Annotated in this window: 13 protein-coding genes, 7 tRNA genes and 9 pseudogenes; 24 read left to right on the top strand and 5 right to left on the bottom strand. The window is 67.5% G+C overall.

Features of this window, described 5'->3' with window-relative positions:
- Positions 1-18: 18 nt before the first annotated feature.
- Positions 19-732, bottom strand: a pseudogene (locus FRZ33_RS13200) (cytochrome C assembly family protein); the annotation flags it as partial.
- A gap of 191 nt (positions 733-923) precedes the next feature.
- Between FRZ33_RS13200 and ffh the strand changes: the two are divergent.
- The 8 genes and pseudogenes from ffh to FRZ33_RS13160 all read left to right on the top strand — a co-directional run.
- Positions 924-2268: pseudogene (gene ffh, locus FRZ33_RS13195) on the top strand (signal recognition particle protein); the annotation flags it as partial.
- Positions 2269-2421: 153 nt separating this feature from the next.
- Positions 2422-2677 (top strand): annotated as a pseudogene (gene rpsP / locus FRZ33_RS13190) (30S ribosomal protein S16).
- 35 nt (positions 2678-2712) lie between these two features.
- Positions 2713-3218 (top strand): annotated as a pseudogene (gene rimM / locus FRZ33_RS13185) (ribosome maturation factor RimM).
- 19 nt (positions 3219-3237) lie between these two features.
- A complete protein-coding gene (gene trmD / locus FRZ33_RS13180; RefSeq protein WP_146910162.1) occupies positions 3238-3996 on the top strand; it encodes a tRNA (guanosine(37)-N1)-methyltransferase TrmD in 759 nt (252 codons plus the stop codon).
- A 114-nt stretch (positions 3997-4110) separates the two neighbouring features.
- The gene (rplS, locus tag FRZ33_RS13175) at positions 4111-4473 is read left to right on the top strand and encodes a 50S ribosomal protein L19 (RefSeq protein ID WP_146910160.1); all 363 of its coding nucleotides are present in this window, start codon (positions 4111-4113) and stop codon (positions 4471-4473) included.
- 104 nt (positions 4474-4577) lie between these two features.
- A complete protein-coding gene (locus tag FRZ33_RS13170; RefSeq protein ID WP_146910159.1) occupies positions 4578-4967 on the top strand; it encodes a hypothetical protein in 390 nt (129 codons plus the stop codon).
- A gap of 20 nt (positions 4968-4987) precedes the next feature.
- On the top strand, positions 4988-5611 hold the full coding sequence (locus FRZ33_RS13165) for a PHB depolymerase family esterase (protein WP_158637234.1): 624 nt from the start codon (positions 4988-4990) through the stop codon (positions 5609-5611).
- 31 nt (positions 5612-5642) lie between these two features.
- A complete protein-coding gene (locus FRZ33_RS13160) occupies positions 5643-6047 on the top strand; it encodes an RNA-binding S4 domain-containing protein (RefSeq protein ID WP_146910155.1) in 405 nt (134 codons plus the stop codon).
- A gap of 10 nt (positions 6048-6057) precedes the next feature.
- On the opposite strand, the pseudogene mutS reads toward FRZ33_RS13160, so the two are convergent.
- From mutS to FRZ33_RS13140, 4 genes and pseudogenes are all read right to left on the bottom strand, one after another.
- Positions 6058-8640, bottom strand: a pseudogene (gene mutS / locus FRZ33_RS13155) (DNA mismatch repair protein MutS).
- A gap of 186 nt (positions 8641-8826) precedes the next feature.
- Positions 8827-9516, bottom strand: a pseudogene (locus tag FRZ33_RS16485) (TonB family protein); the annotation flags it as partial.
- Complete coding sequence (locus tag FRZ33_RS17840; RefSeq protein ID WP_146910153.1) at positions 9452-9919, bottom strand: M56 family metallopeptidase; 468 nt, start codon at positions 9917-9919, stop codon at positions 9452-9454. The gene FRZ33_RS17840 and the pseudogene FRZ33_RS16485, both read right to left, overlap by 65 nt.
- Positions 9909-10277, bottom strand: a complete 369-nt coding sequence (locus FRZ33_RS13140) for a BlaI/MecI/CopY family transcriptional regulator (RefSeq protein WP_146910151.1) — start codon at positions 10275-10277, stop codon at positions 9909-9911. The genes FRZ33_RS17840 and FRZ33_RS13140 overlap by 11 nt, the downstream gene beginning before the upstream one ends.
- A 114-nt stretch (positions 10278-10391) precedes the next feature.
- Between FRZ33_RS13140 and FRZ33_RS13135 the strand changes: the two genes are divergently transcribed.
- The 16 genes and pseudogenes from FRZ33_RS13135 (at position 10392) to clpX (ending at position 21015) form a co-directional block, all read left to right on the top strand.
- The gene (locus FRZ33_RS13135; protein ID WP_146910149.1) at positions 10392-10898 is read left to right on the top strand and encodes a CinA family protein; all 507 of its coding nucleotides are present in this window, start codon (positions 10392-10394) and stop codon (positions 10896-10898) included.
- A 54-nt stretch (positions 10899-10952) separates the two neighbouring features.
- Positions 10953-11581: pseudogene (gene lexA, locus FRZ33_RS13130) on the top strand (transcriptional repressor LexA).
- A 182-nt stretch (positions 11582-11763) separates the two neighbouring features.
- Complete coding sequence (gene recA, locus FRZ33_RS13125; RefSeq protein ID WP_146910147.1) at positions 11764-12798, top strand: recombinase RecA; 1035 nt, start codon at positions 11764-11766, stop codon at positions 12796-12798.
- 28 nt (positions 12799-12826) lie between these two features.
- Positions 12827-13305, top strand: a pseudogene (locus FRZ33_RS13120) (regulatory protein RecX).
- A 154-nt stretch (positions 13306-13459) separates the two neighbouring features.
- Positions 13460-16121: pseudogene (gene alaS / locus FRZ33_RS13115) on the top strand (alanine--tRNA ligase).
- Positions 16122-16259: 138 nt separating this feature from the next.
- Entirely contained in the window at positions 16260-16475 is a 216-nt protein-coding gene (gene csrA, locus FRZ33_RS13110; protein ID WP_146910145.1) for a carbon storage regulator CsrA, read from the top strand.
- A gap of 55 nt (positions 16476-16530) precedes the next feature.
- Positions 16531-16623 (top strand) — tRNA-Ser (locus tag FRZ33_RS13105).
- A 140-nt stretch (positions 16624-16763) separates the two neighbouring features.
- A tRNA-Arg gene (locus FRZ33_RS13100) sits at positions 16764-16840 on the top strand.
- A gap of 136 nt (positions 16841-16976) precedes the next feature.
- Positions 16977-17053 (top strand) — tRNA-Pro (locus tag FRZ33_RS13095).
- Positions 17054-17124: 71 nt separating this feature from the next.
- Positions 17125-17201: transfer RNA gene (locus tag FRZ33_RS13090), tRNA-Arg, on the top strand.
- A gap of 39 nt (positions 17202-17240) precedes the next feature.
- Positions 17241-17317: transfer RNA gene (locus FRZ33_RS13085), tRNA-His, on the top strand.
- Positions 17318-17380: 63 nt separating this feature from the next.
- Positions 17381-17456, top strand: a tRNA-Lys gene (locus FRZ33_RS13080).
- Positions 17457-17489: 33 nt separating this feature from the next.
- Positions 17490-17574 (top strand) — tRNA-Leu (locus FRZ33_RS13075).
- An 88-nt stretch (positions 17575-17662) separates the two neighbouring features.
- Positions 17663-18964, top strand: a complete 1302-nt coding sequence (gene tig / locus FRZ33_RS13070) for a trigger factor (RefSeq protein WP_146910143.1) — start codon at positions 17663-17665, stop codon at positions 18962-18964.
- Between the two features lie 26 nt (positions 18965-18990).
- Entirely contained in the window at positions 18991-19614 is a 624-nt protein-coding gene (gene clpP / locus FRZ33_RS13065; protein ID WP_146910142.1) for an ATP-dependent Clp endopeptidase proteolytic subunit ClpP, read from the top strand.
- 114 nt (positions 19615-19728) lie between these two features.
- Positions 19729-21015, top strand: a complete 1287-nt coding sequence (gene clpX / locus FRZ33_RS13060; RefSeq protein WP_146910140.1) for an ATP-dependent Clp protease ATP-binding subunit ClpX — start codon at positions 19729-19731, stop codon at positions 21013-21015.
- Positions 21016-21099 lie beyond the last annotated feature (84 nt).

Below are 21099 nucleotides of genomic sequence, written 5' to 3'. Positions count from 1 at the left end.
CCCGGTTGTTTGAGCGCGTCAGCTGCGATGCAGCACCAGTTCGTACACGAACTTGCTGCCGAAGAACGCCAGCAGCAGCAGCGCCATCGCTGTGATCGTCAGCTTCACCGCGCGCGGCCCGCGCCAGCCCCAGCGCCAGCGGCCGAACAGCAGCACGCCCAGCACGCCCCAGGACAGGATAGACAGCACGGTCTTGTGGCCCAGGTCCTGTGCGAACAGGTTGTCCACGAACACCACGCCTGTGAGCAGGGTCAGGCTGAGCAGTACGAAAGCGGCGCCCAGGCTCCGGAACAGCAGCGTCTCCATCTGCGTCAGCGGCGGCAGCACGCGCAGCCAGCCGCCCAGGTCGCGCCGGCGCAGCGCGCGCTCCTGGAACCACAGCATCAGCGCGACCAGCGCCGCCACCGCCAGCGTCGCGTAGGCGAGCAGGGCCAGCAGCGCGTGCATCTGCAACTGCCAGCCCAGGTCCGCGCGCGGTTTGCCGCCGCCCAACAACGCGTAGGCAACCAGCACCGCCGCCGCCAGCGGGAACACGATGATGCCCAGCGCCTCGATGCGCTGCGCCGGGCCGACCAGGGTGGTCAGCGCGGCCATGCCCAGGCCCACCAGGGACAGGGCGGCGAAGAAGTGCAGGTCCGGGCCACCCAGCAGGCGCCAGGCGAACAGGTGCACCCCGGCGTGCAGCAGCACCGCCGGCACTGCCATCAGCAGCCAGCGGCGGGGCAGGGGATTGGGCCCCGCGCATGCCCGGCCAGCTGCTGGCTGGCGAAGGCATACAGTGAAACGGCGAGCAGGCTGAGGACTAGGGCGGTCATGGCCGGAGTTTGGCACAGCTGCCGGAAGTCGAGAACCATTCTCGACAACCGGGGCGGGCACGCCGGCCGCGTTATACTTCGCGCCCCATCCGCAAGACCCCAGACCCCATGTTCGAGTCGCTGACCCAGCGCCTGTCCGGCACCCTCCAGCGCCTTCGCGGCCGCGGCCGCCTGACCGAGGAAAACATCCGCGAGGCCACCCGCGAGGTGCGCATCGCCCTGCTCGAGGCCGACGTCGCGCTGCCGGTGGTGTCGGCCCTGATCGAGCGCATCAAGGTGCGCGCGGTCGGCCAGGAAGTGCTGACCAGCCTCACGCCGGGCCAGGCCCTGATCAAGGTCGTACGCGACGAAATGGCCGCCGTCATGGGTTCGGCCGCCAGCGAATTGAACTTCAATGTGCCGGCGCCGGCCGTGATCCTGATGGCCGGCCTGCAGGGCGCGGGCAAGACGACCACCGTCGGCAAGCTCGCGAAGCACCTGAAAGAGCGCAAGAAGAAAAAGGTGATGGTGGTGTCGGCCGACGTCTACCGTCCAGCCGCGATCGAACAGCTGCGCACGCTGGCCCAGCAGGTGGACGTGCTGTTCTTCCCGTCCAGCGCCGACCAGAAGCCCGAAGCGATCGTGCGCGCCGCCATCGACGACGCGCGCAAGTCCTTCGTGGACGTGCTGATCGTGGATACCGCCGGCCGCCTCGCCATCGACGAGGCGATGATGGCCGAGATCAAGGCGCTGCATGCCGCCGTGAATCCGGTCGAGACGCTGTTCGTGGTGGACGCCATGACCGGCCAGGACGCCGCCAACACCGCCAAGGCCTTCAGCGAGGCGCTGCCGCTGACCGGCGTGGTGCTGACCAAGACCGACGGCGATGCCCGCGGCGGCGCCGCGCTGAGCGTGCGCTACATCACCGGCAAGCCGATCAAGTTCGTGGGCGTGGGCGAAAAACCCGATGGCCTGGACGTGTTCCATCCCGACCGCGCCGCCAGCCGCATCCTCGACATGGGCGACGTGCTCAGCCTGGTCGAGCAGGTCGAGCAGCAGGTGGACAAGGACAAGGCCCAGAAGCTGGCCGAGAAGGTCGCCAAGGGCAAGAAGTTCGATCTCAACGACATGCGCGACCAGTTCGAGCAGATGCAGAACATGGGCGGCCTGTCGGGCCTGATGGACAAGCTGCCGGGCATGGGCCAGGTCCCGGACCACGTGAAGGCCCAGGTGACCGGCAAGGAAGTGCCGCGCATGGTCGCCATCATCAATTCCATGACCAAGAAGGAGCGCCGCAACCCGGGCCTCCTGAACGGCTCGCGCCGGGCCCGCATCGCCCGGGGCTCGGGCACCAGCCCGGCCGACGTGAACAAGCTGCTCAAGCAGTTCCAGCAGATGGAAAAGATGATGTCCAAGCTGTCCCAGGGGCGGCATGAAGGGCATGCTGCGGAACATGAAGGGCATGATGGGGGCGGCTTCCCGGGCCGTTTCCCCGGCCGTTGAGCCCCCGGCACGGGCAAAATCGGCCCGCCGGGGTATCTTTCGGGCCGGCAAGGGCATACAATTCGCGATTCCCCGGCCCGCTTACGGCCGGACTTCCTGTCCCAGAACTACAGAGCAAACCGACATGGTCAAGATCCGTCTGACCCGCGGCGGCGCCAAGAAGCGCCCCTTCTACCACATCATCGTCACCGACCAGCGCAACAAGCGCGACGGCCGTTCGATCGAGCGCCTGGGTTTCTACAACCCGGTTGCCCAGGGCAACGAAAAAGCGCGTCGAGCTCGACACCGCCCGCGTGCAGCACTGGGTTTCCCACGGTGCGCAGCTGACCGACAAGGTCCGCATGCTGGTCAAGGAAGTCTCGGCCCAGGCTTCGGCCTGAGCCCTGCGGCCTCGCCCCGCGCGAGGCCCGTTGCCATGAGCACCGAGCGCCGCATCCTGCTGGGCAGGGTCGCCGGTGCCTTCGGCGTCCGGGGTGAGCTGAAGCTGCTCTCCTGGACCGACCCCGCGACGCCCTGTTCAAGTACCAACCCTGGATCCTCCGCGCTGGCGAAAGCGAGCGCGAGGTTTCCGGCGTGCGTGGTCGCGACACCGGCAAACAGGTCACCGCCAGTTTCCCGGGCGTGGACAGCCGCGAGGCGGCCGAGGCCATGTACGGCACCGAGATATGGGTGCCGCGCGACCGCCTGCCGCCGCCCTCGCCGGGCGAGTATTACTGGGTGGACCTGGAGGGCCTGGCGGTGGAAACCGTCGAGGGCCAGCCGCTGGGTACCCTGTCGCACCTGTTCAATACCGGCGCCAATGATGTGATGGTGGTGTCGGGCGAGCGCGACCGGCTGATTCCGTTCGTGATGGACCAGTACGTCAAGTCCGTGGATTTCGAGGCCGGCCGGGTCGTGGTCGACTGGGATCCGGAGTTCTGAACCGACGGTGGGAGCCGCCGTGCGCATCGACGTCGTCACCCTGTTTCCCGATTTCATCCGCGACAGCGCCGCGCTCGGCGTGGTGGGGCGCGCGCAGGAGCGTGGGCTGCTGTCGGTGCACGGCTGGAATCCGCGCGACTACGCCACCGACAACTACCGCCGGGTTGACGAACGTCCCTTCGGCGGCGGCCCTGGCATGGTGATGCTGGCCGAGCCGCTGTCGGCCTGCCTGGCGGCGGCGAAGGCGGCCGACCCGGCGCCGGCCCCGGTGATCTACCTCAGCCCGCAGGGCCAGCGCCTGACCCAGGCCAGGGCCCGCGAGCTCGCGGCGCGACCACGCCTGGTCCTGCTCTGCGGCCGCTACGAAGGCCTGGACGAACGTTTCATCGCCCGCGAGGTGGACGAGGAACTGTCCATCGGCGATTACGTGCTGTCCGGCGGCGAGCTGGCCGCGGCCGTGCTCATCGACGCTGTCGGCCGGCTGCAGGAAGGCGCCCTGAACCACGCCGAATCCGCGGTCCAGGACAGTTTCGAGGACGGCCTGCTGGACTGCCCGCACTACACCCGGTCCGACCTGGCCGGCACCGACGGGGTGCCCCCGGTCCTGCTGTCCGGCGACCATGCCGCCATCGCCCGTTGGCGCCGGCAGCAGAGTCTGGGCCGGACCTGGCTGCGCCGCCCGGACCTGCTGGCCCGGGTGAGCCTGGGCAAGGCCGACCGGGCCCTGCTGGAGGCCTTCATCGCCGACTGGCGGGCGGCCCACCCTTCCGGGGCCTGAACCCCTTCCCATTCAATGGTTTGGCGGGCTATACTTGCCAGCTCCGTTTTTCAGCCAAGCACGGTTACCGGGCCTCTGGCGCGCACATCAAACAACTATCAGAGGCGTGTAACCATGAATTTCCTGCAGCAGTTCGAGCAAGAGCAGTCGCAGCGCAAGCTGCCCGATTTCGGCCCCGGCGACACCGTCGTGGTCAACGTGAAGGTGAAGGAAGGCAACCGCGAGCGCCTGCAGGCCTATGAAGGCGTGGTCATCGCGATCAAGAACGCCGGCCTGAACTCCGCCTTCACCGTGCGCAAGATCTCGCACGGCTTCGGCGTCGAGCGCGTCTTCCAGACCCACAGCCCGATCATCGACTCGGTGTCGGTGAAGCGCCGCGGCAAGGTCCGCGCCGGCAAGCTGTATTACCTGCGTGGCCTGGAAGGCAAGAAGGCGCGCATCAAGGAAGACCTGGCCGCGCGTTCCTCGGCCGACTGATCCCGCCGCACCGTGTCCCCGAAACGGCCGCCCTTGGGCGGCCGTTTTGTTTTGGCGCCCCGCGGGCACTTGAGCGGCGATTTTCACCGGCCTAGGCTGGCGTGATGCGATCCGTGTTCACGCTGCTGTTCCTCGTGGCCTTCGGCGCCGCCGCGGCCCAGCCGGCAGGTGGTTCCCGCCAATCCCTGGCGCAGGCGTCGCCGCGGGCGACCGGCGAGGAGTTCTCGCGGCGATTGCTCAGTCCGATCGCAGCGGACGACATCGCGCGATTCCTGGCATCGGAAGGGCGTTCGTTGGCGCCGGAGCCGTTCGAACCTGGCAGCGAGGCCATTGACGTGTTCGTGCCCGCGCAGATGCCCGTCGCGGGTTTCGGCCTGATCGTCTTCGTGCCTGCGGGGGATGATTTTTTCCTGCCGCGTGACTGGAAGGCCTCGCTGGAGCGGCGTGGCATCGTGTTCGTCTCCTGCGCAATGCCGGCAACGACGCCGACGTGATTGGCCGGCGCATCCCGCTGGTGTTGCATGCAACCGACCATGCGATCGCATCGCTGCGCATCGACCCCGCGCGCGTGTACGTGTCGGGATTCTCCGGCGGCGCCCGGCTCGCGCAGCGCGTGGCCCTGGCCTGGCCGGACCTGTACAGCGGCAGCCTGCAGTTCGCGGGCAGCGTCGTGGTCGGAACACACCGCCTGCCGCCGCCGCCGATGGAGCTGATGACGCGGTTCCAGGACAACACGCGCGTGGTGATGGTCAGCGGCAACCTCGACTTGCCCAACCGGCGCAACGACGCCGAGACGCGCGAGGGCCTGCGCGCGTTGTGCGTGGCCGGCGAACGCGGCTTCGGCCCGGCGCGGCTGGACCACTGGGTGCCGGATGGACGCGCCTTCGCGCGTGCGCTGGAAATGCTGGAAACACCGGTGACGGTGGATCCGGTGGCGCAGGCCGACTGTCGCCGCCGACTGGCCGAAACCATCGCCGCGGAGCTCGATGCCGCGAAGGCCGACGCCGATGCGGCCAGGTGGACGCAGGCGGTGGATCGCCTCGTTGCGCTGGACGACCGGTTCGGTGGCCTGGCGGCGCCACGCTCGGTCGAGATGGCGCGCAAGATACTGGCGCGCCGCGATGGCGCCGGGCATTGACTTCGATCTCCCGAGAACCCATGCAGGCCCCATGACCGCGACTACTGAACTGGTTTCCGTCCGCCTCGATGTGTGGCTGTGGGCCGCGCGCTTCTACAAGACCCGCGCGCTGGCCAAACAGGCCATCGAAGGCGGCAAGGTCGAAGTGCAGGGGCAGGGCGCCAAGGCCTCGCGCCTTCTCAAGGTCGGCGAACAGCTGAAGGTGCGACGCGGCGAGGACCATTTTGAAGTCGAAGTGCTCGGACTCAGCGAACGGCGCGGCTCCGCACCGGTAGCGCAGGCGCTTTACGCGGAGTCCGAGGTTTCTCGCGAAACCCGCCTGCGCCTGGCCGCCGAACGCCGCGCCGCCAACGCCGGCTATCGCGCGCCGGCGAGCAAACCCGACAAGCGCGCCCGCCGCCTGATCCAGGCCCTGGGCGACCTCGACGCGCTGTGAGCGATGGCGGCTAGCGCAGCAGCTTGAGCCGGTACAGCGCCTCGAGCGCCTGCTTGGGCGTGAGTTCGTCCGGATCGATGGCCGCCAGCGCCTCCAGTGCCGGCGACGGCTGCGGGGCGAACAGCCCGAACTGCTGCGGCGAATCCAGCACTTCCGGACTCATCGCCGCCACGGCGTGCGGCGCACCCCGCTGCTCGAGCTCGGCCAGCGTGCGACGCGCCTGCTCGACCACCACGCGCGGCAGGCCGGCCAGTGCCGCCACCTGCAGTCCGAAGCTGCGGTTGGCCGGGCCATCCTTCACCGCGTGCATGAACACCAGCTTGTCGCCGTGTTCGATCGCATCCAGGTGCACGTTGGCGATGCCGCTGCCGGGTTCGGCCAATGCTGTGAGTTCGAAATAGTGGGTCGCGAACAGCGTGTAGGCGCGGTTGTGCTGCGCCAGGTGCCGCGCGCAGGCTTCCGCCAGCGCCAGGCCGTCATAAGTCGAGGTGCCGCGGCCGATCTCGTCCATCAGCACCAGCGACTGCGAAGTGGCGTGGTGCAGGATGTAGCTGGTCTCGGCCATCTCGACCATGAAGGTGGACTGCCCGCGCGCCAGGTCATCGCCGGCGCCGATGCGGGTGAGGATGCGGTCGGTGGGGCCGATCACCGCACGCGATGCCGGCACGAAACTGCCGATGTGCGCCAGCAGCACGATCAGCGCGTTCTGGCGCATGTAGGTGCTTTTGCCGCCCATGTTCGGGCCGGTGATGACCAGCATGCGCCGGTCTTCGTCCAGCACCAGGTCGTTGGGTTCGAAGGGTTCGTCGCGCACGGCCTCGACCACCGGGTGGCGGCCACGTTCGATGCGCAGGCCGGGGGCGTCGGTGAGTTCGGGGCGCGACCAGTCCAGCGCCAGCGCGCGTTCGGCGAAGGCGGCCAGGACGTCGAGTTCGCTGAGCGCGCCGGCGCAGCGCTTCAGCGCTTCCAGCCGGCCGTTGAGCGCATCCAGCAGATCCTCGTACAAACCCTTCTCGCGCGCGAGCGAACGTTCGCGCGCACTCAGTACCTTGTCCTCGAAGGCCTTGAGTTCCTCGGTGATGTAGCGCTCGGCACCGGTCAGGGTCTGGCGGCGGGTGTAGTGGGTCGGCGCGCGTTCGGACTGGCCCTTGCTGATCTCGATGTAATAGCCGTGCACGCGGGTTGTAGCCGACCTTCAGGGTCGGGATGCCGGTGGCGGCCTTTTCGCGCGCTTCCAGGTCCACCAGGAACTGGTCGGCATTCGTCGACAACGTGCGCAGTTCGTCGAGCTCGGCATCGAAGCCTTCGGCGATGACGCCGCCGTCGCGCAGCAGCACCGGCGGCTGCGGCACCACGGCGCGTGCCAGCAGGTCGGCGTTCTCGGCGTGTTCGCCCAGTTCGGCGGCCAGCGCAGTCAGGCGCGGCGAATCCAGCGGCGCCAGCAGCGCGCGCAGGTCGGGCAGCATGGCCAGGCCATCACGCAGTGTCGAGAGGTCACGCGGCCGCGCCGAACGCAGGGCGATGCGCGAAAGGATGCGCTCGATGTCGCCCAGGCCGCGGAAACGTTCGCGCAGTGCGTCGTGCGCGCCGGATTCGATGAAGGTGGCCACCGCATGGTGGCGTTCGCCCAGCACGCGCCGGTCACGCAGCGGGCGGTTCAGCCAGCGCCGCAGCAGGCGGCCGCCCATCGGGCTGATGCTGGCGTCGAGCACGCCGAGCAGGGTGTGTTCGACCCGGCCGTCGGTGCGGCTGTCGAGTTCCAGGTGCCGGCGCGTGGCGGCGTTGATGGCGATGCCGTCGTCGGCGGATTCGAAGGCGATCGCGGTCAGGTGCGGCAGGCGCTGCTTCTGGGTTTCCTCGACATAGGCCAGCAGCGCACCGGCGGCGCCGATGGCCAGCGGCTTGTCCTCGAGTCCGAAGCCGGTGAGGTCGTGCAGCTGGAAAAAACGCAGCAGCTGGCGGCGGCAGGCATCGGTTTCGAAACCCCAGGGCGGCCGGCGGCGCAGGCCGGGCAGGGTGGCCAGGAAGGGCGGCCAGCCGTCTTCGTCGGGCAGCAGGATTTCAGCCGGATCCAGGCGTGCGAGTTCCGCGGCGAGCTGATCGTCACTGCCGACTTCGGAAACCAGGAATCGGCCACCGGCCAGGTCGGCCCAGGCCAGTCCATAGCTGCCGCGTCCGCGAGACACCGCCAGCAGCAGCGTGTCGCGGCGTTCCTGCAGCAGGGCTTCGTCGGTGACGGTGCCGGGGTGACGATGCGCACGACCTTGCGCTCGACCAGGCCCTTGGCCAGCGCCGGGTCGCCGATCTGTTCGCAGATCGCCACCGATTCGCCCAGCGCCACCAGCCGCGCCAGATAACCCTCCATGGCATGCACCGGCACGCCGGCCATCGGAATCGGCGCACCGGCCGAGGCGCCACGCTGGGTCAGGGTGATGTCGAGCAGGCGCGCCGCCTTGCGCGCGTCATCGTAGAACAGCTCGTAGAAGTCGCCCATCCGGAAGAACAGCAGGATGTCCGGGTGCTCCGCCTTGGCGGCGAAGAACTGCTTCATCAGCGGGGTGTGCTGCGGCGGGGACGAGGTGTCGTTCGACATCAGGACGGGGAGGGGAGGAGGCTTCCGGAAGGCCGTCCATTGTGCCGGAACCGGCGGCCCGTCGCCGCCGGTCCAGTGCGGATGATCAGGGTGCGGCCGGCTCCGCGGGTTCGTCGGCGGAGAACTGCACCGGCACCATGACCCAGCCGGCGACCGGTTCGCCGGTGGAGGTGCGGCTGCCGGGCGAGAACTTCCATTTTTCGCGGCCTCGACCGCCACGGCGTCGAACACGCCGGCCGGCTCCGACTTCGCGACCTGCACTTCGCTGACGCTGCCATCGGCGGCCACCCGCACCTTCAGCCAGACCATGCCGCTGACACCGGCATCGACTGCGGATTTCGGGTATTTCGGTGGTGTCAGCACATCCGCGTCGGTGGTGGATTGAAGGTGCGGAATCTCCACCTTGGCCACGGGCTGCGCCGCCCAGGCCGTCAGCGCGCAAGCCGCGGTCAGCACAGTCACGAAAACCAGTCCGATCCGTCGGCGGGTGGTGCCGGGCAGCGGTTGTTTCAGCATGGCGAGTCTCTCCGTCAGTGGGTGGCAGGATTGCCAGTGGCAACCCAGCGGCAGGCCGAAGTCCGCCAGTTGGGTCTTGACCATGGCCGTGCCGTAGGCGCGGCGCGAACCAGGGTGTCGGGCCAGTACATCGGCGTCGCAGGCCAGTTCCTGGTCGAAACGGAAACGGCGGGCGCCGAGATGCACCAGCGGGTTGAACCAGAACAGCACGCGCAGCAGGCTGCACAGCGCCTGGGCGTGCAGGTCCCGGCGCGTCAGGTGCAGGTGTTCGTGCGCCAGCACCAGCGCCTGTTCTTCACGCGTGTAGCGCTGTTCGAAATCGGAGGGCAGCACCAGGCGCGGCTTCAGCAGGCCGATCACGGCCGGGCCGGCATGGTCCGCGACTTCGTATCCGGCGGCGGCGCCCGGGCGCAGCAGGCGGCGGAAGGCGATCTGCCGGCCCATCAGCAGCGCGAGCATCCCAAGTGCGCCGGCTGCCCAGGCCACCAGCCAGAGAAGCGAGCGCCGAAGACGGTGCCGGCGACAGCGTCGCCACCGAGGCGGCGATCACGGCGCCGACCGGCGGCGCGAACGTGGCGGCGGCCTGTTCGCTGCCCGGCAACAGGCTGGCGACCACGGCAGCGGGTACCAGCAGCCACAGGGCATACGCAGCCCGTGCGCCAAGGCTGCGCCTTACCGGTGAGCGCAGCAGCCAGGCGACGGCGACTGCGGCCGATGCCAGCAGCGTCGCCTGCACCAGTTGCGCAAACAGTTCACTGCTCATCGTCAAGTTCCTCCAGCAGGCGCCGCAGTTCGGCGATGTCTTTCTTGCCCAGGGCCTGCTTCTGGCTGAAGTGCGCCACCATCGGCGCGATGCGGCCGTCGAACAGGCGGTCGATCAGGTTGCGGCTCTGGCCGTGCACCCAGGCTTCGCGTTCGAGCACGGGGTGGTAGCGGTAGCGGCGCCCGTCCTTTTCGGCACGGAGGGCGCCCTTGTTGAGCAGGCGGTTGAGCAGGGTCTTGATGGTGGCTTCCTGCCACTGTTGGGCCTGGGCCAGTTCGGCCACCACTTCCTCGGCGTAGCGCGGGCTGCGCTGCCAGAGGACCTCCATCACCAGGCTTTCGGCGTCGCTGATCTGCATGGGCGTGTTTACGTTCGTAATCGTGGCTTGAGATTACGCCCGTAATCGAACTTGTCAAGGGGTGGGCCGCGCGCCGCCGTGGCTGCCGGCGCGGGCAGGCTTTAGGCTAGGGCCATGAATACCGAAGCCACGCCTGACGAAGCCGCCCTGCATGCCCTGGCCGAACAGGTTGGGGCCGCGCTACAGGACCACCACCTGATGCTGGCCACCGCCGAAAGCTGCACCGGCGGCTGGATCGCCAAGATGATCACCGACATCCCGGGCTGCTCGTCCTGGTTCGATTGCGGCATCGCCGCCTACAGCTACGAAGCCAAGCAGGCGCTGCTGGGCGTGCGCCCGGAAACCCTGACCGAACACGGTGCCGTCAGCCGCGAAACAGTGATGGAAATGGTCTCCGGCGCCCTGGTGACCTCGGGCGCAAGCATCGCGGTGGCGGTCACTGGCATCGCCGGCCCCACGGGCGGCACGCCGGACAAGCCGGTCGGCACGGTCTGGATCGGCTGGAAGCGTCGTGGTGGTTATCCGAAGGCCGAACTTTTCCACTTCGACGGCGACCGCGATGCGGTCCGCCGGCAGACGGTTTCGGCCGCACTGCAGGGCTTGTTGAAGCTTGCGGGCTGAAGTTCGACGCGGGGCTTGACAGGCCTGGGGTTGTCGTTAGTAGTATTACTACTAATGGACATCACCGACACCCAGCAGGCCATCCTGGCCATGATCGCCGAACGCATCGAGAGCGACGGCGTGCCGCCGTCCCAGGTCGAAATCGCCCATGCCTTCGGGTTCAAGGGTGTCCGTGCGGCCCAATACCACCTTGAAGCCCTGGAACAGGCGGGCGCCATCCGGCGTGTCCCTGGCCAGGCGCGGGGCATCCGCCTGGTGTCGTCCCCGGCCGCCGACCTCGTCCCGGCGGCCGGGGACGATCTCCTGCGCCTGCCGATCCTCGGCCAGGTCGCCGCCGGTCTGCCGATCGGCGCGGATGCCGGCGTCAGGACATGGTCCTGCTGGACCGGGTGTTCTTTTCGCCGGCGCCCGACTACCTGCTGCGGGTGAAGGGCGACTCAATGCGCGACGAAGGCATCCTGCACGGCGACCTGATCGGCGTGCACCGCACCACAGACGCGCGCAGCGGCCAGATCGTCGTTGCCCGCATTGATGAGGAAATCACCGTGAAACTGCTCAAGATCGGCAAGGACGGCATCCGTCTGCTGCCACGCAATCCCGACTACGCCCCGATCGTCGTCAAGCCGGACCAGGAGTTCGCCATCGAAGGCTTGTACTGCGGCCTCGTAAGGCCGAACCGTTGAGCTTCGGTCGGAAGAAATCGCCGCCGAAGAAGTCCCTTTCCCTACAGCGCGTCGAAGCGGAAACGGCTGCCGCGGGAGCGAGGGATGACGCAGATTCAGGGCCGTCGGCAGGTTCTCAGCCCGTGAGACCACCCCCGGCTAACCTGGCGCCCACTGAGAACAGAACCTCGAGGAGCAACACGATGGACGAGAACAAGAAGCGAGCCCTGACCGCGGCCCTGGGCCAGATCGAGAAGCAGTTCGGCAAGGGTGCCGTGATGCGCATGGGCGACAAGGCCACCGAGCCGGCCGAGGTCATCGGCACCGGTTCGCTGATGCTCGACATCGCGCTCGGCATCGGCGGGCTGCCCAAGGGCCGCGTGGTCGAGATCTACGGGCCGGAGTCCTCGGGCAAGACCACCCTGACCCTGCAGGCCATCGCCGAATGCCAGAAAGCCGGTGGCACCGCGGCCTTCATCGACGCCGAGCACGCGCTGGACCCGACCTATGCGGTCAAGCTGGGCGTGAACATCGACGACCTGCTGGTCAGCCAGCCGGACACCGGCGAGCAGGCGCTCGAGATCGCCGACATGCTGGTGCGCTCCAACTCGGTGGACATGGTCGTGGTCGACTCCGTGGCGGCGCTGACGCCGCGTGCCGAGATCGAAGGCGAGATGGGCGACCAGTTGCCCGGCCTGCAGGCCCGCCTGATGAGCCAGGCGCTGCGCAAGCTGACCGGCAACATCAAGCGCAGCAACTGCATGGTGATCTTCATCAACCAGCTGCGCATGAAGATCGGCATCATGATGCCGGGCCAGAGTCCCGAGACCACCACCGGTGGCAACGCGCTGAAGTTCTACGCCTCGGTGCGCCTGGACATCCGCCGCATCGGTTCGGTGAAGAAGGGCGAAGAGGTCATCGGCAACCAGACCAAGATCAAGGTGGTCAAGAACAAGATGGCGCCGCCGTTCAAGGTCATCGTCACCGAAATCCTCTACGGCCAGGGCATCAGCCGTGAAGGCGAGATCATCGACATGGGCGTGGACGCCAAGCTGATCGAGAAGGCCGGCGCCTGGTACAGCTACAACGGCGAGCGCATCGGCCAGGGCAAGGAGAACGTCCGCCAGTGGCTCAAGGACAACCCGGCCGTCTGCAAGGACCTGGAAGCCAAGCTGCGCGAGAAGTTCGTGCCCGGCCTGGTGATCGGCGACGAGTCGGCCGAGGCGGCCGAAGCCTGAGGCCGGAAGCACACGGAGACGGCCCGGAATGGACAGCGGAAACCGGACGGACCGGGCCTCGCGGGACGCTTACCAAAAGGCCTTGGAACTGCTGGTGCGACGGGAGCATTCCCGTCGCGACCTCAAGCGCAAGCTGGGGCTGAGGGGGCGGATCCCGAGGAAGCGGCCGCGGCAGTGGAGAAGCTGGCCGGCCTGGGGTATCAGGATGACGCCCGGTTCGCCGCTTCATTCGCCCGGGACCGGGCTTCGGCGGGTTACGGCCCGGTCCGCATCCGGCAGGAGCTGTCCGGGCATGGGCTGGATCGGGATCAGGTTGAAATCGCCCTGGCGACCTGCGAAACCGACTGGGCCGAACTGGCTAAGCAACAGGTATCCCGACGCTTCCGTCCCGCCGACCTGGACGACCCGGCCCGGCGCAGGAAGGCGCTGGACTTCCTGCTGCGCCGCGGGTTCGACCAGGACTGCGCCTGGGCCGCGGTCCGGCATCGTCCCGACGACGAGGGCTGAGCCGGGCCCCCGGAAACTGCCTGCGGGCTGGTAACCTTGGCGGTCACGCCGATTCGATTGCGAACTCCAGCGCCTGCCCACATCTTCGAGGGCAGGGTGGGCGGAAGCGTCGCCGGCCCCAGACCGCCACGAGATTCCAGAGCCGCCGCCGTCCATGACCAAGACCAGCAACCAGATCCGCCGGGACTTCCTGGAGTTCTTCCGTTCCAAGGGCCACGAAGTTGTGGCCTCCAGTTCACTGGTGCCCGGCAACGACCCGACCCTGCTGTTCACCAATGCCGGCATGGTGCAGTTCAAGGACGTGTTCCTGGGGGCGGAGAAACGCAGCTACACGCGCGCCGCCAGTTCGCAGCGCTGTGTGCGCGCCGGCGGCAAGCACAACGACCTCGACCAGGTCGGTTACACGGCGCGTCACCACACCTTTTTCGAGATGCTGGGCAACTTCAGCTTCGGCGACTACTTCAAGCGTGACGCCATCCTCTACGCCTGGGAGCTGTTGACCGGCGTCTGGGGCCTGCCCAAGGACCGGCTGCTGGTCACCGTCTACCACACCGACGACGAGGCCTACGATCTCTGGCACAAGGACGTGGGCCTGCCGGCAGACCGCATCATCCGCATCGGCGACAACAAGGGAGCGCCCTACGCGTCCGACAATTTCTGGCAGATGGCCGACACCGGCCCCTGCGGCCCCTGCACCGAGATCTTCTACGACCACGGCGCACACATCGCCGGTGGTCCGCCGGGCAGCCCGGACGAGGACGGCGACCGTTTCATCGAGATCTGGAACAACGTCTTCATGCAGTACGACCGCCAGCCCGACGGCACGCTGGTGCCGCTGCCGGCGCCTTGCGTGGACACGGGAATGGGGCTTGAGCGCGTTTCCGCCGTGCTCCAGCACGTGCACAGCAACTACGAGATCGACCTGTTCCAGCACCTGATCAAGGCGGCGGCGACCCTGACCGGCACCACCGACCTGGAGCACAAGTCACTTCGCGTGATCGCCGACCATATCCGCGCCTGCAGCTTCCTGATCGTGGACGGGGTGCTGCCCTCCAACGAAGGCCGCGGTTACGTGCTGCGCCGGATCATCCGCCGCGCCATCCGCCATTTCTGGAAGCTCGATGGCCTGAGCCCGGACGGCAAGTTCTGGCGCATGGTCCAGCCGCTGATCGACGTTATGGGCGAGGCCTACCCCGAGCTTGGCAACAAGCGTGCGCTGGTCGAGCAGGCGCTCAAGGCCGAAGAGGCCGCCTTCGCGCAGACGCTGGACGCCGGCATGGGCCGCCTGCACGACTATCTGGCCGCTTCCGGCAACCGCATCCGTGGCGAACAGCTGTTCCAGCTGCACGACACCTACGGCTGCCCGCCCGACCTGATTGCAGACCTGCTGCGCGAGAATGCAGACAAGGGCTGGCGATTGGCCGATGGTGCATTGGCCGAATACGACGTGCTGATGGAGCAGCAGCGCGACCGGGCCCGTGCCGCCAGCAAGTTCTCCGGCGCCACCGCGCTGCCGGCCGACCTGGTGGCCAGCCTCAAGCCGACCGAATTCCTTGGTTACGAGTCGCTCGAAGCCGACGGCGGCAAGATCGTCGCCCTGCTGCGCGACGGCAAGCCGGTGGATGCCATCACCGCCGGCGACGAGGCCATCGTGCTGATGGACCGCACGCCGTTCTACGCCGAATCCGGCGGCCAGGTCGGCGATGTCGGCGTGTTGCTTGACCCGCGTGGTGATCGTTTCGAGGTGCGCGACACGGTAAAGCTTTCCGGTGCCTTCCACGGCCACGTCGGCCGGCTCGCGAGTGGCAACCTGAAGCTCGGCGATCGCCTCTCGGGTCGCGTAGACGAGGCCCGCCGCCAGGCGACCGTGCTCAACCATTCCGCCACGCACCTGCTGCATGCCGCGCTGCGCCAGGTGCTGGGCGAACACGTGACCCAGAAGGGCTCGCTGGTCGCCCCCGACCGCCTGCGTTTCGACTTCTCGCATTTCCAGGCCATCCCCGCCGTCGACCTGGCGCGCATCGAAGCGCTGGTGAACGCCGAGATCCGCCGCAACGCGGAGGCCGAAGTGCACCACATGGGCATGCAGGAAGCGCTGGATTTCGGCGCCATGGCCCTGTTCGGCGAGAAGTACGGCGAACATGTGCGCGTGCTGCGCATGGGCGATTTCTCAACCGAGCTCTGCGGCGGCACGCACGTGCACTACACCGGTGACATCGGCCTGTTCAAGATCGTCAGCGAAGGTGGCGTCGCCGCCGGCGTGCGCCGCATCGAGGCGGTCACCGGCGAAGGCGCGCTGGCCCACATCGCCGAAGAAGAGCGCCAGCTGGACGAAGCCGCGCACCTGCTGGGTGGCAACGCCGGTGACGTGATCGACAAGCTCCGCCAGTTGCTCGACCGCCAGAAGAAGCTCGAGCGCGAACTGGAATCGCTGAAGGCCAAGGCCGCCGCCGGCGCCACCGCCGACCTGGCGGCTTCGGCGCCCGAGATCTCCGGCATCAAGGTGGTCGCCGCGCGTCTTGAGGGCCTCGACGCCAAGGCGTTGCGCGATGCCGTCGACCAGCTCAAGAGCCGCCTGGGCGACGCCGTGATCGTGCTGGCGTCCGCGGAGGCCGGCAAGGCGGCCCTCGTGGCAGGTGTGCAGGGCAAGGCCGCCGGCAAGGTGAAGGCGGGCGAACTGCTCTCGCACGTCGCCGCCCAGATCGGCGGCAAGGGTGGCGGCCGGCCGGACATGGCCCAGGCGGCGGGCCCGACGGCCCGGGCTGGTGGCCGCCCTAGAGGGCGTCCGCGACTGGGTGAGTGCCCGCCTGGGCTGATTCCAACCGTGCGGGGGCGTTTGCGCCCCGCGGTGGCCCGAACTACCATCGTGCCAGGCCGCTATCCTGCGGCCGGGGAACCGCGTTCGGCGCATTCGCCGCGCGGGCCGGTGCAAGGACGTATCGGGAGGGAAAACGATGCTGATTCTGACGAGAAGGGTGGGAGAAACCCTGATGATCGGCGACTCGGTCACGGTCACCGTGCTGGGCGTCAAGGGCAATCAGGTGCGCATCGGGATCACGGCACCCAAGGACGTGGCGGTGCATCGCGAGGAAATCTTCCAGCGCATCCAGAAGGATGACGCCGCGGCTCCGGGTGAATCCACCGTGCCGGGTTTACCGAAGGCCGAGTGAAAGGCTATCCTATGCGGCCGGTTACACCCGAAAGGGCGGGCCGGTGCCAATATCCGGAGTGATGCCCGAGAGGCCGAAGGGGCTCCCCTGCTAAGGGAGTATGGGGTCAAAAGCTCCATCGAGGGTTCGAATCCCTCTCACTCCGCCAGACCTGGAAGCGCCGCCCGAGGGCGGCGTTTTTCGGCAAGGCGATGGATGTCGGCAAGGTGTGCTTGGGTGGAATGCGGCATGTTGTTTGCAGGCAGATGTTGACGGCTTCCGCATCGTCCCCCATAATTTCGCTTCTGCGCGCCCGTAGCTCAGCTGGATAGAGCACCAGGCTACGAACTTGGTGGTCGGGAGTTCGAATCTCTCCGGGCGCGCCACTAATCGCAAGCAAACAGGGTGCTTCGGCACCCTTTTTGTTCGGAGGAACCGGTCAAGGATGCATTTGCACCCGCGGCCGGCCCCGCCGTAGAGTGGAACCCTTCGGCGGGCCGGTACGGTCGCCGGGCTTCAAGCCGGGGTATAGCTCAGCCTGGTAGAGCGCCAGCTTTGGGAGCTGGATGTCGTGGGTTCGAATCCCTCTGCCCCGACCAGGTCGTGCCATCCCCTGGACCCGCAACCCCCGCATGGATGCGAGCGGACGCGGCCGGTATCATCCCGGCAGGCGCCCGTAGCTCAATCGGATAGAGCACCGGCCTTCTAAGCCGGCGGTTGCAGGTTCGATTCCTGCCGGGCGCGCCAGGCGGGGAGGGTGCCGGAGCCGTAACAGGTCACAATGTGGTGGATGTAGCTCAGTCGGTTAGAGCATCGGATTGTGATTCCGAGGGTCGCGGGTTCGAATCCCGTCTTCCACCCCAGTTCCAGCCAGTCCAATGATGCGGCATAATGCCGCGTCGCAGCCGCTTCGGCGGGAAGATTACGGGCCGTTAGCTCAGTTGGTAGAGCAGTTGACTCTTAATCAATAGGTCGAAGGTTCGAATCCTTCACGGCCCACCAATCTTCCCGATTGAATCGTTACCGCGCGGCGTTGCGAAAGTGGCGGAACTGGTAGACGCGCTGGATTTAGGTTCCAGTGGGGCAACCCGTGAGAGTTCGAGTCTCTCCTTTCGCACCATCCGGCAACGGAGGCGCGGGGATGAGCCGGGGCTCTGCGGGTTTTTTCATTTTCGCGCCCAAGAAACGGCGCGGTCGCAGGAGTGGATATGCAAGTCTCGCTTGAGAACACCGCCAATCTGGAACGTCGCCTCACCGTCAGCCTGCCGGCCGAACGCCTCGACGGCGTCGTCGGCGAGCGCCTGCGCGAGATGGCACGCACCGCCAACATCAAGGGCTTCCGCAAGGGCAAGGTCCCGACCAAGGTCATCGAGCAGCGTTTCGGGCCGCAGGTCCGCAACGAGGCCTATGGCGAGCTGATCCGCGACAGCTTCGGCGAAGCGGTTCGCCAGCAGAACCTGCAGATCGCCGGCAACCCGGAGATCAAGGCCGAACCGGCCGGCGACGGCGGCGAGATCCGCTTCACCGCCACCTTCGAAGTCGTGCCCGACTTCGGCAAGGTCGACCCGGCCCAGCTCAAGATCGTGCGCGCCACCGCCACGATCGACGAAGCCGACATCGACGGCATGATCGAGACCCTGCGCCAGCAGCGCCGCGGCTGGGATCCTGTCGAGCGTGCCGCCGAAGCGGGCGACCTGGTCATGGTCGAGACCTTCGCGGTCACCGACGCCGGCCGCGTGCCGGCCGAGGGCTTCGATCGCGGCGCCACGGTGCTGGGTTCGAACGTGATGTACCCCGAGCTTGAAGCCAAGCTGGCCGGCATGAAGGCCGGTGACGAGCAGGCGGTCGACGTCAACTTCCCGGCCGGCTGGCGCGTTGCCGACCTGGCCGGCAAGTCCGCCAAGGTCACCCTGAAGGTCACGCGCGTCTCCGCGCCGCGCCTGCCCGACGTGGACGAAGCCTTCGTCAAGAGCTTCGGCATCAAGAGTGGCAAGTTGGAACAGTTCCGCAAGGAAGTGCGCGCCAACCTCGAGCGCGAGCTCAAGGGCAACCTGATGCAGCGCCTGCGCGCCGAAGTGGCCGAGAAGCTGGTCGCCGCCTTCGCCGCGGTCGAACTGCCGCCGCGCCTGATCGAGGCCGAAGCCCGCCAGATGGCCCAGGCCGCCGAGCAGCAGGCCCGCCAGCAGGGCCAGGCCAACGCCAAGTTCGGCCACGAGCAGTTCCTGCCGGCCGCCCGCAACCGCGTCGCCGCCGGCCTGCTGGTGGGCGAGGTCGCCCGCCAGAACGGCCTCAAGCTCGACAGCAAGCGCCTTAACGAGACGCTGCAGCTGATCGCTTCGACCTACGAGGACCCGCAGCAGGTCATTGAACTCTATCGGAACGACCCCAACCTGATGTCCAGCCTTCGCAATCGCGTGATGGAGGAGCAGGTGATCGACTGGATCGCCGAGCGCGCCGACGCCACCGAGCAGGCGATGAGCTTTTCCGAACTGATGCGTCCGGCCGCCTGAGGCGGCCCCAACGGAGGAAGTAGGGCATGGAACCGACCAAGGGCTTGAACCTGGTGCCGATGGTGGTCGAACAGACCAGCCGTGGCGAGCGGGCGTACGACATCTACTCGCGCCTGCTCAAGGAGCGCGTGATCTTCCTGGTCGGCCCGATCGACGACTACATGGCCAATGTCATCGTCGCCCAGCTGCTGTTCCTCGAGGCGGAAAACCCCGAGAAGGACATCAGCCTCTACATCAACTCCCCGGGTGGCGTGGTCACCGCCGGCATGGCGATCTACGACACCATGCGCTTCATCAAGCCGGACGTGAGCACGATCTGCGTCGGCCAGGCCGCCAGCATGGGTTCGTTCCTGCTGGCCGCGGGCACCAAGGGCAAGCGCTACATCCTTCCGAACTCGCGCGTGATGATCCACCAGCCCTCGGGCGGTGCCCAGGGCCAGGCTTCCGACATCGCCATCCAGGCGAAGGAAATCCTGTTCCTGCGCGAGCGCCTGAACAAGGAGCTGGCCGACAACACCGGGCAGCCGATCGAAAAGATCGAGCGCGATGTCGAGCGCGACTACTTCATGTCGGCCGAAGAGGCCAAGACCTACGGTGTGGTGGACGCGGTCATCAGCTCGCGCCCCGAAGACACCGTCCAGGCCTCCTGATCCCCTCCGGACACCGCCTTCACGCCCCGTCCCGGCCCCGGCCGGGCCGGGGCTTGACCCGTGCCGGCCTGTGATATTCTCGATTCCGACCCATTCCACCAGGGCAGCGACAGCATGACCGAAGACCGCCAGGGCCGTTCCGGCGACAGCAGCAAGATCCTGTATTGCTCCTTCTGCGGGAAGAGCCAACACGAGGTGCGCAAGCTGATCGCGGGCCCCAGCGTGTTCATCTGCGATGAATGCGTCGAGCTCTGCAACGACATCATCCGCGAGGAGCTGGAGGAGAAGGCGCACGCCGCCCGCAGCCACCTGCCCAAGCCGCGCGAGATCCTCGAAGTCCTCGACCAGTACGTGATCGGCCAGCAGCGCGCGAAGAAGACGCTGTCTGTCGCCGTGTACAACCACTACAAGCGCATCGAGAGCCGGATCAAGAACGACGACATCGAACTGTCGAAGTCCAACATCCTGCTGATCGGCCCGACCGGCTCCGGCAAGACGCTGCTTGCCGAGACGCTGGCGCGCCTGCTCAACGTGCCGTTCACGATCGCCGATGCGACGACGCTCACCGAGGCCGGCTATGTCGGCGAGGACGTCGAGAACATCATCCAGAAGCTGCTGCAGAAGTGCGACTACGACGTCGAGAAGGCGCAGCAGGGCATCGTCTACATCGACGAGATCGACAAGATCTCGCGCAAGTCCGAGAACCCGTCCATCACCCGCGACGTGTCGGGCGAGGGCGTGCAGCAGGCGCTGTTGAAGCTGATCGAGGGCACCGTTGCCTCGGTGCCGCCGCAGGGCGGCCGCAAGCACCCGCAGCAGGAATTCCTGCAGGTGGACACCAAGAACATCCTGTTCATCGTCGGCGGCGCCTTCGCCGGCCTGGACAAGATCATCCAGGCCCGCAGCACCGACGCTGGCGGCATCGGTTTCGGCGCCAAGGTCAAGAGTTCCGAGCGCAAGGTCGAAGTCGGCAAACTGCTGGCCGAAGTCGAGCCCGAGGACCTGATCAAGTTCGGACTGATCCCGGAATTCGTCGGCCGCCTGCCGGTGGTCGCGACCCTGGAAGAGCTGGACGAGGCTGCCCTGGTCAAGATCCTCACCGAGCCCAAGAACGCCATCACCAAGCAGTTCAAGAAGCTGTTCGAGATGGAAGGCGTCGAGCTTGAGGTGCGCACCGACGCGCTGATGGCGATCGCCCGGCGTGCGCTCAAGCGCAAGACCGGTGCGCGCGGCCTGCGCACGATCATGGAGTCCGTGCTGCTGGACACCATGTACGACCTGCCGTCGCTCGAGAACGTCAGCAAGGTGGTCGTTGACGAGTCCGTCATCAACCACCAGACCGAGCCCTACCTGATCTACAGCAGCGCCCCGGCGGCGCCCAAGGCCGCCTCCGGCGACTGACCCCGGTGGTGCAAGTGATTGAAAAACGGGCCGGTCTTGCCGGCCCGTTTTATTTGCGGCGGAAAAACTTGCAAGCCGGCCCGC

The organism is Arenimonas daejeonensis (assembly GCF_007993735.1).
In the GTDB taxonomy this organism is placed as follows: Bacteria; Pseudomonadota; Gammaproteobacteria; order Xanthomonadales; family Xanthomonadaceae; genus Arenimonas; species Arenimonas daejeonensis.
This window is presented reverse-complemented; position numbering and strand designations above follow the sequence as displayed.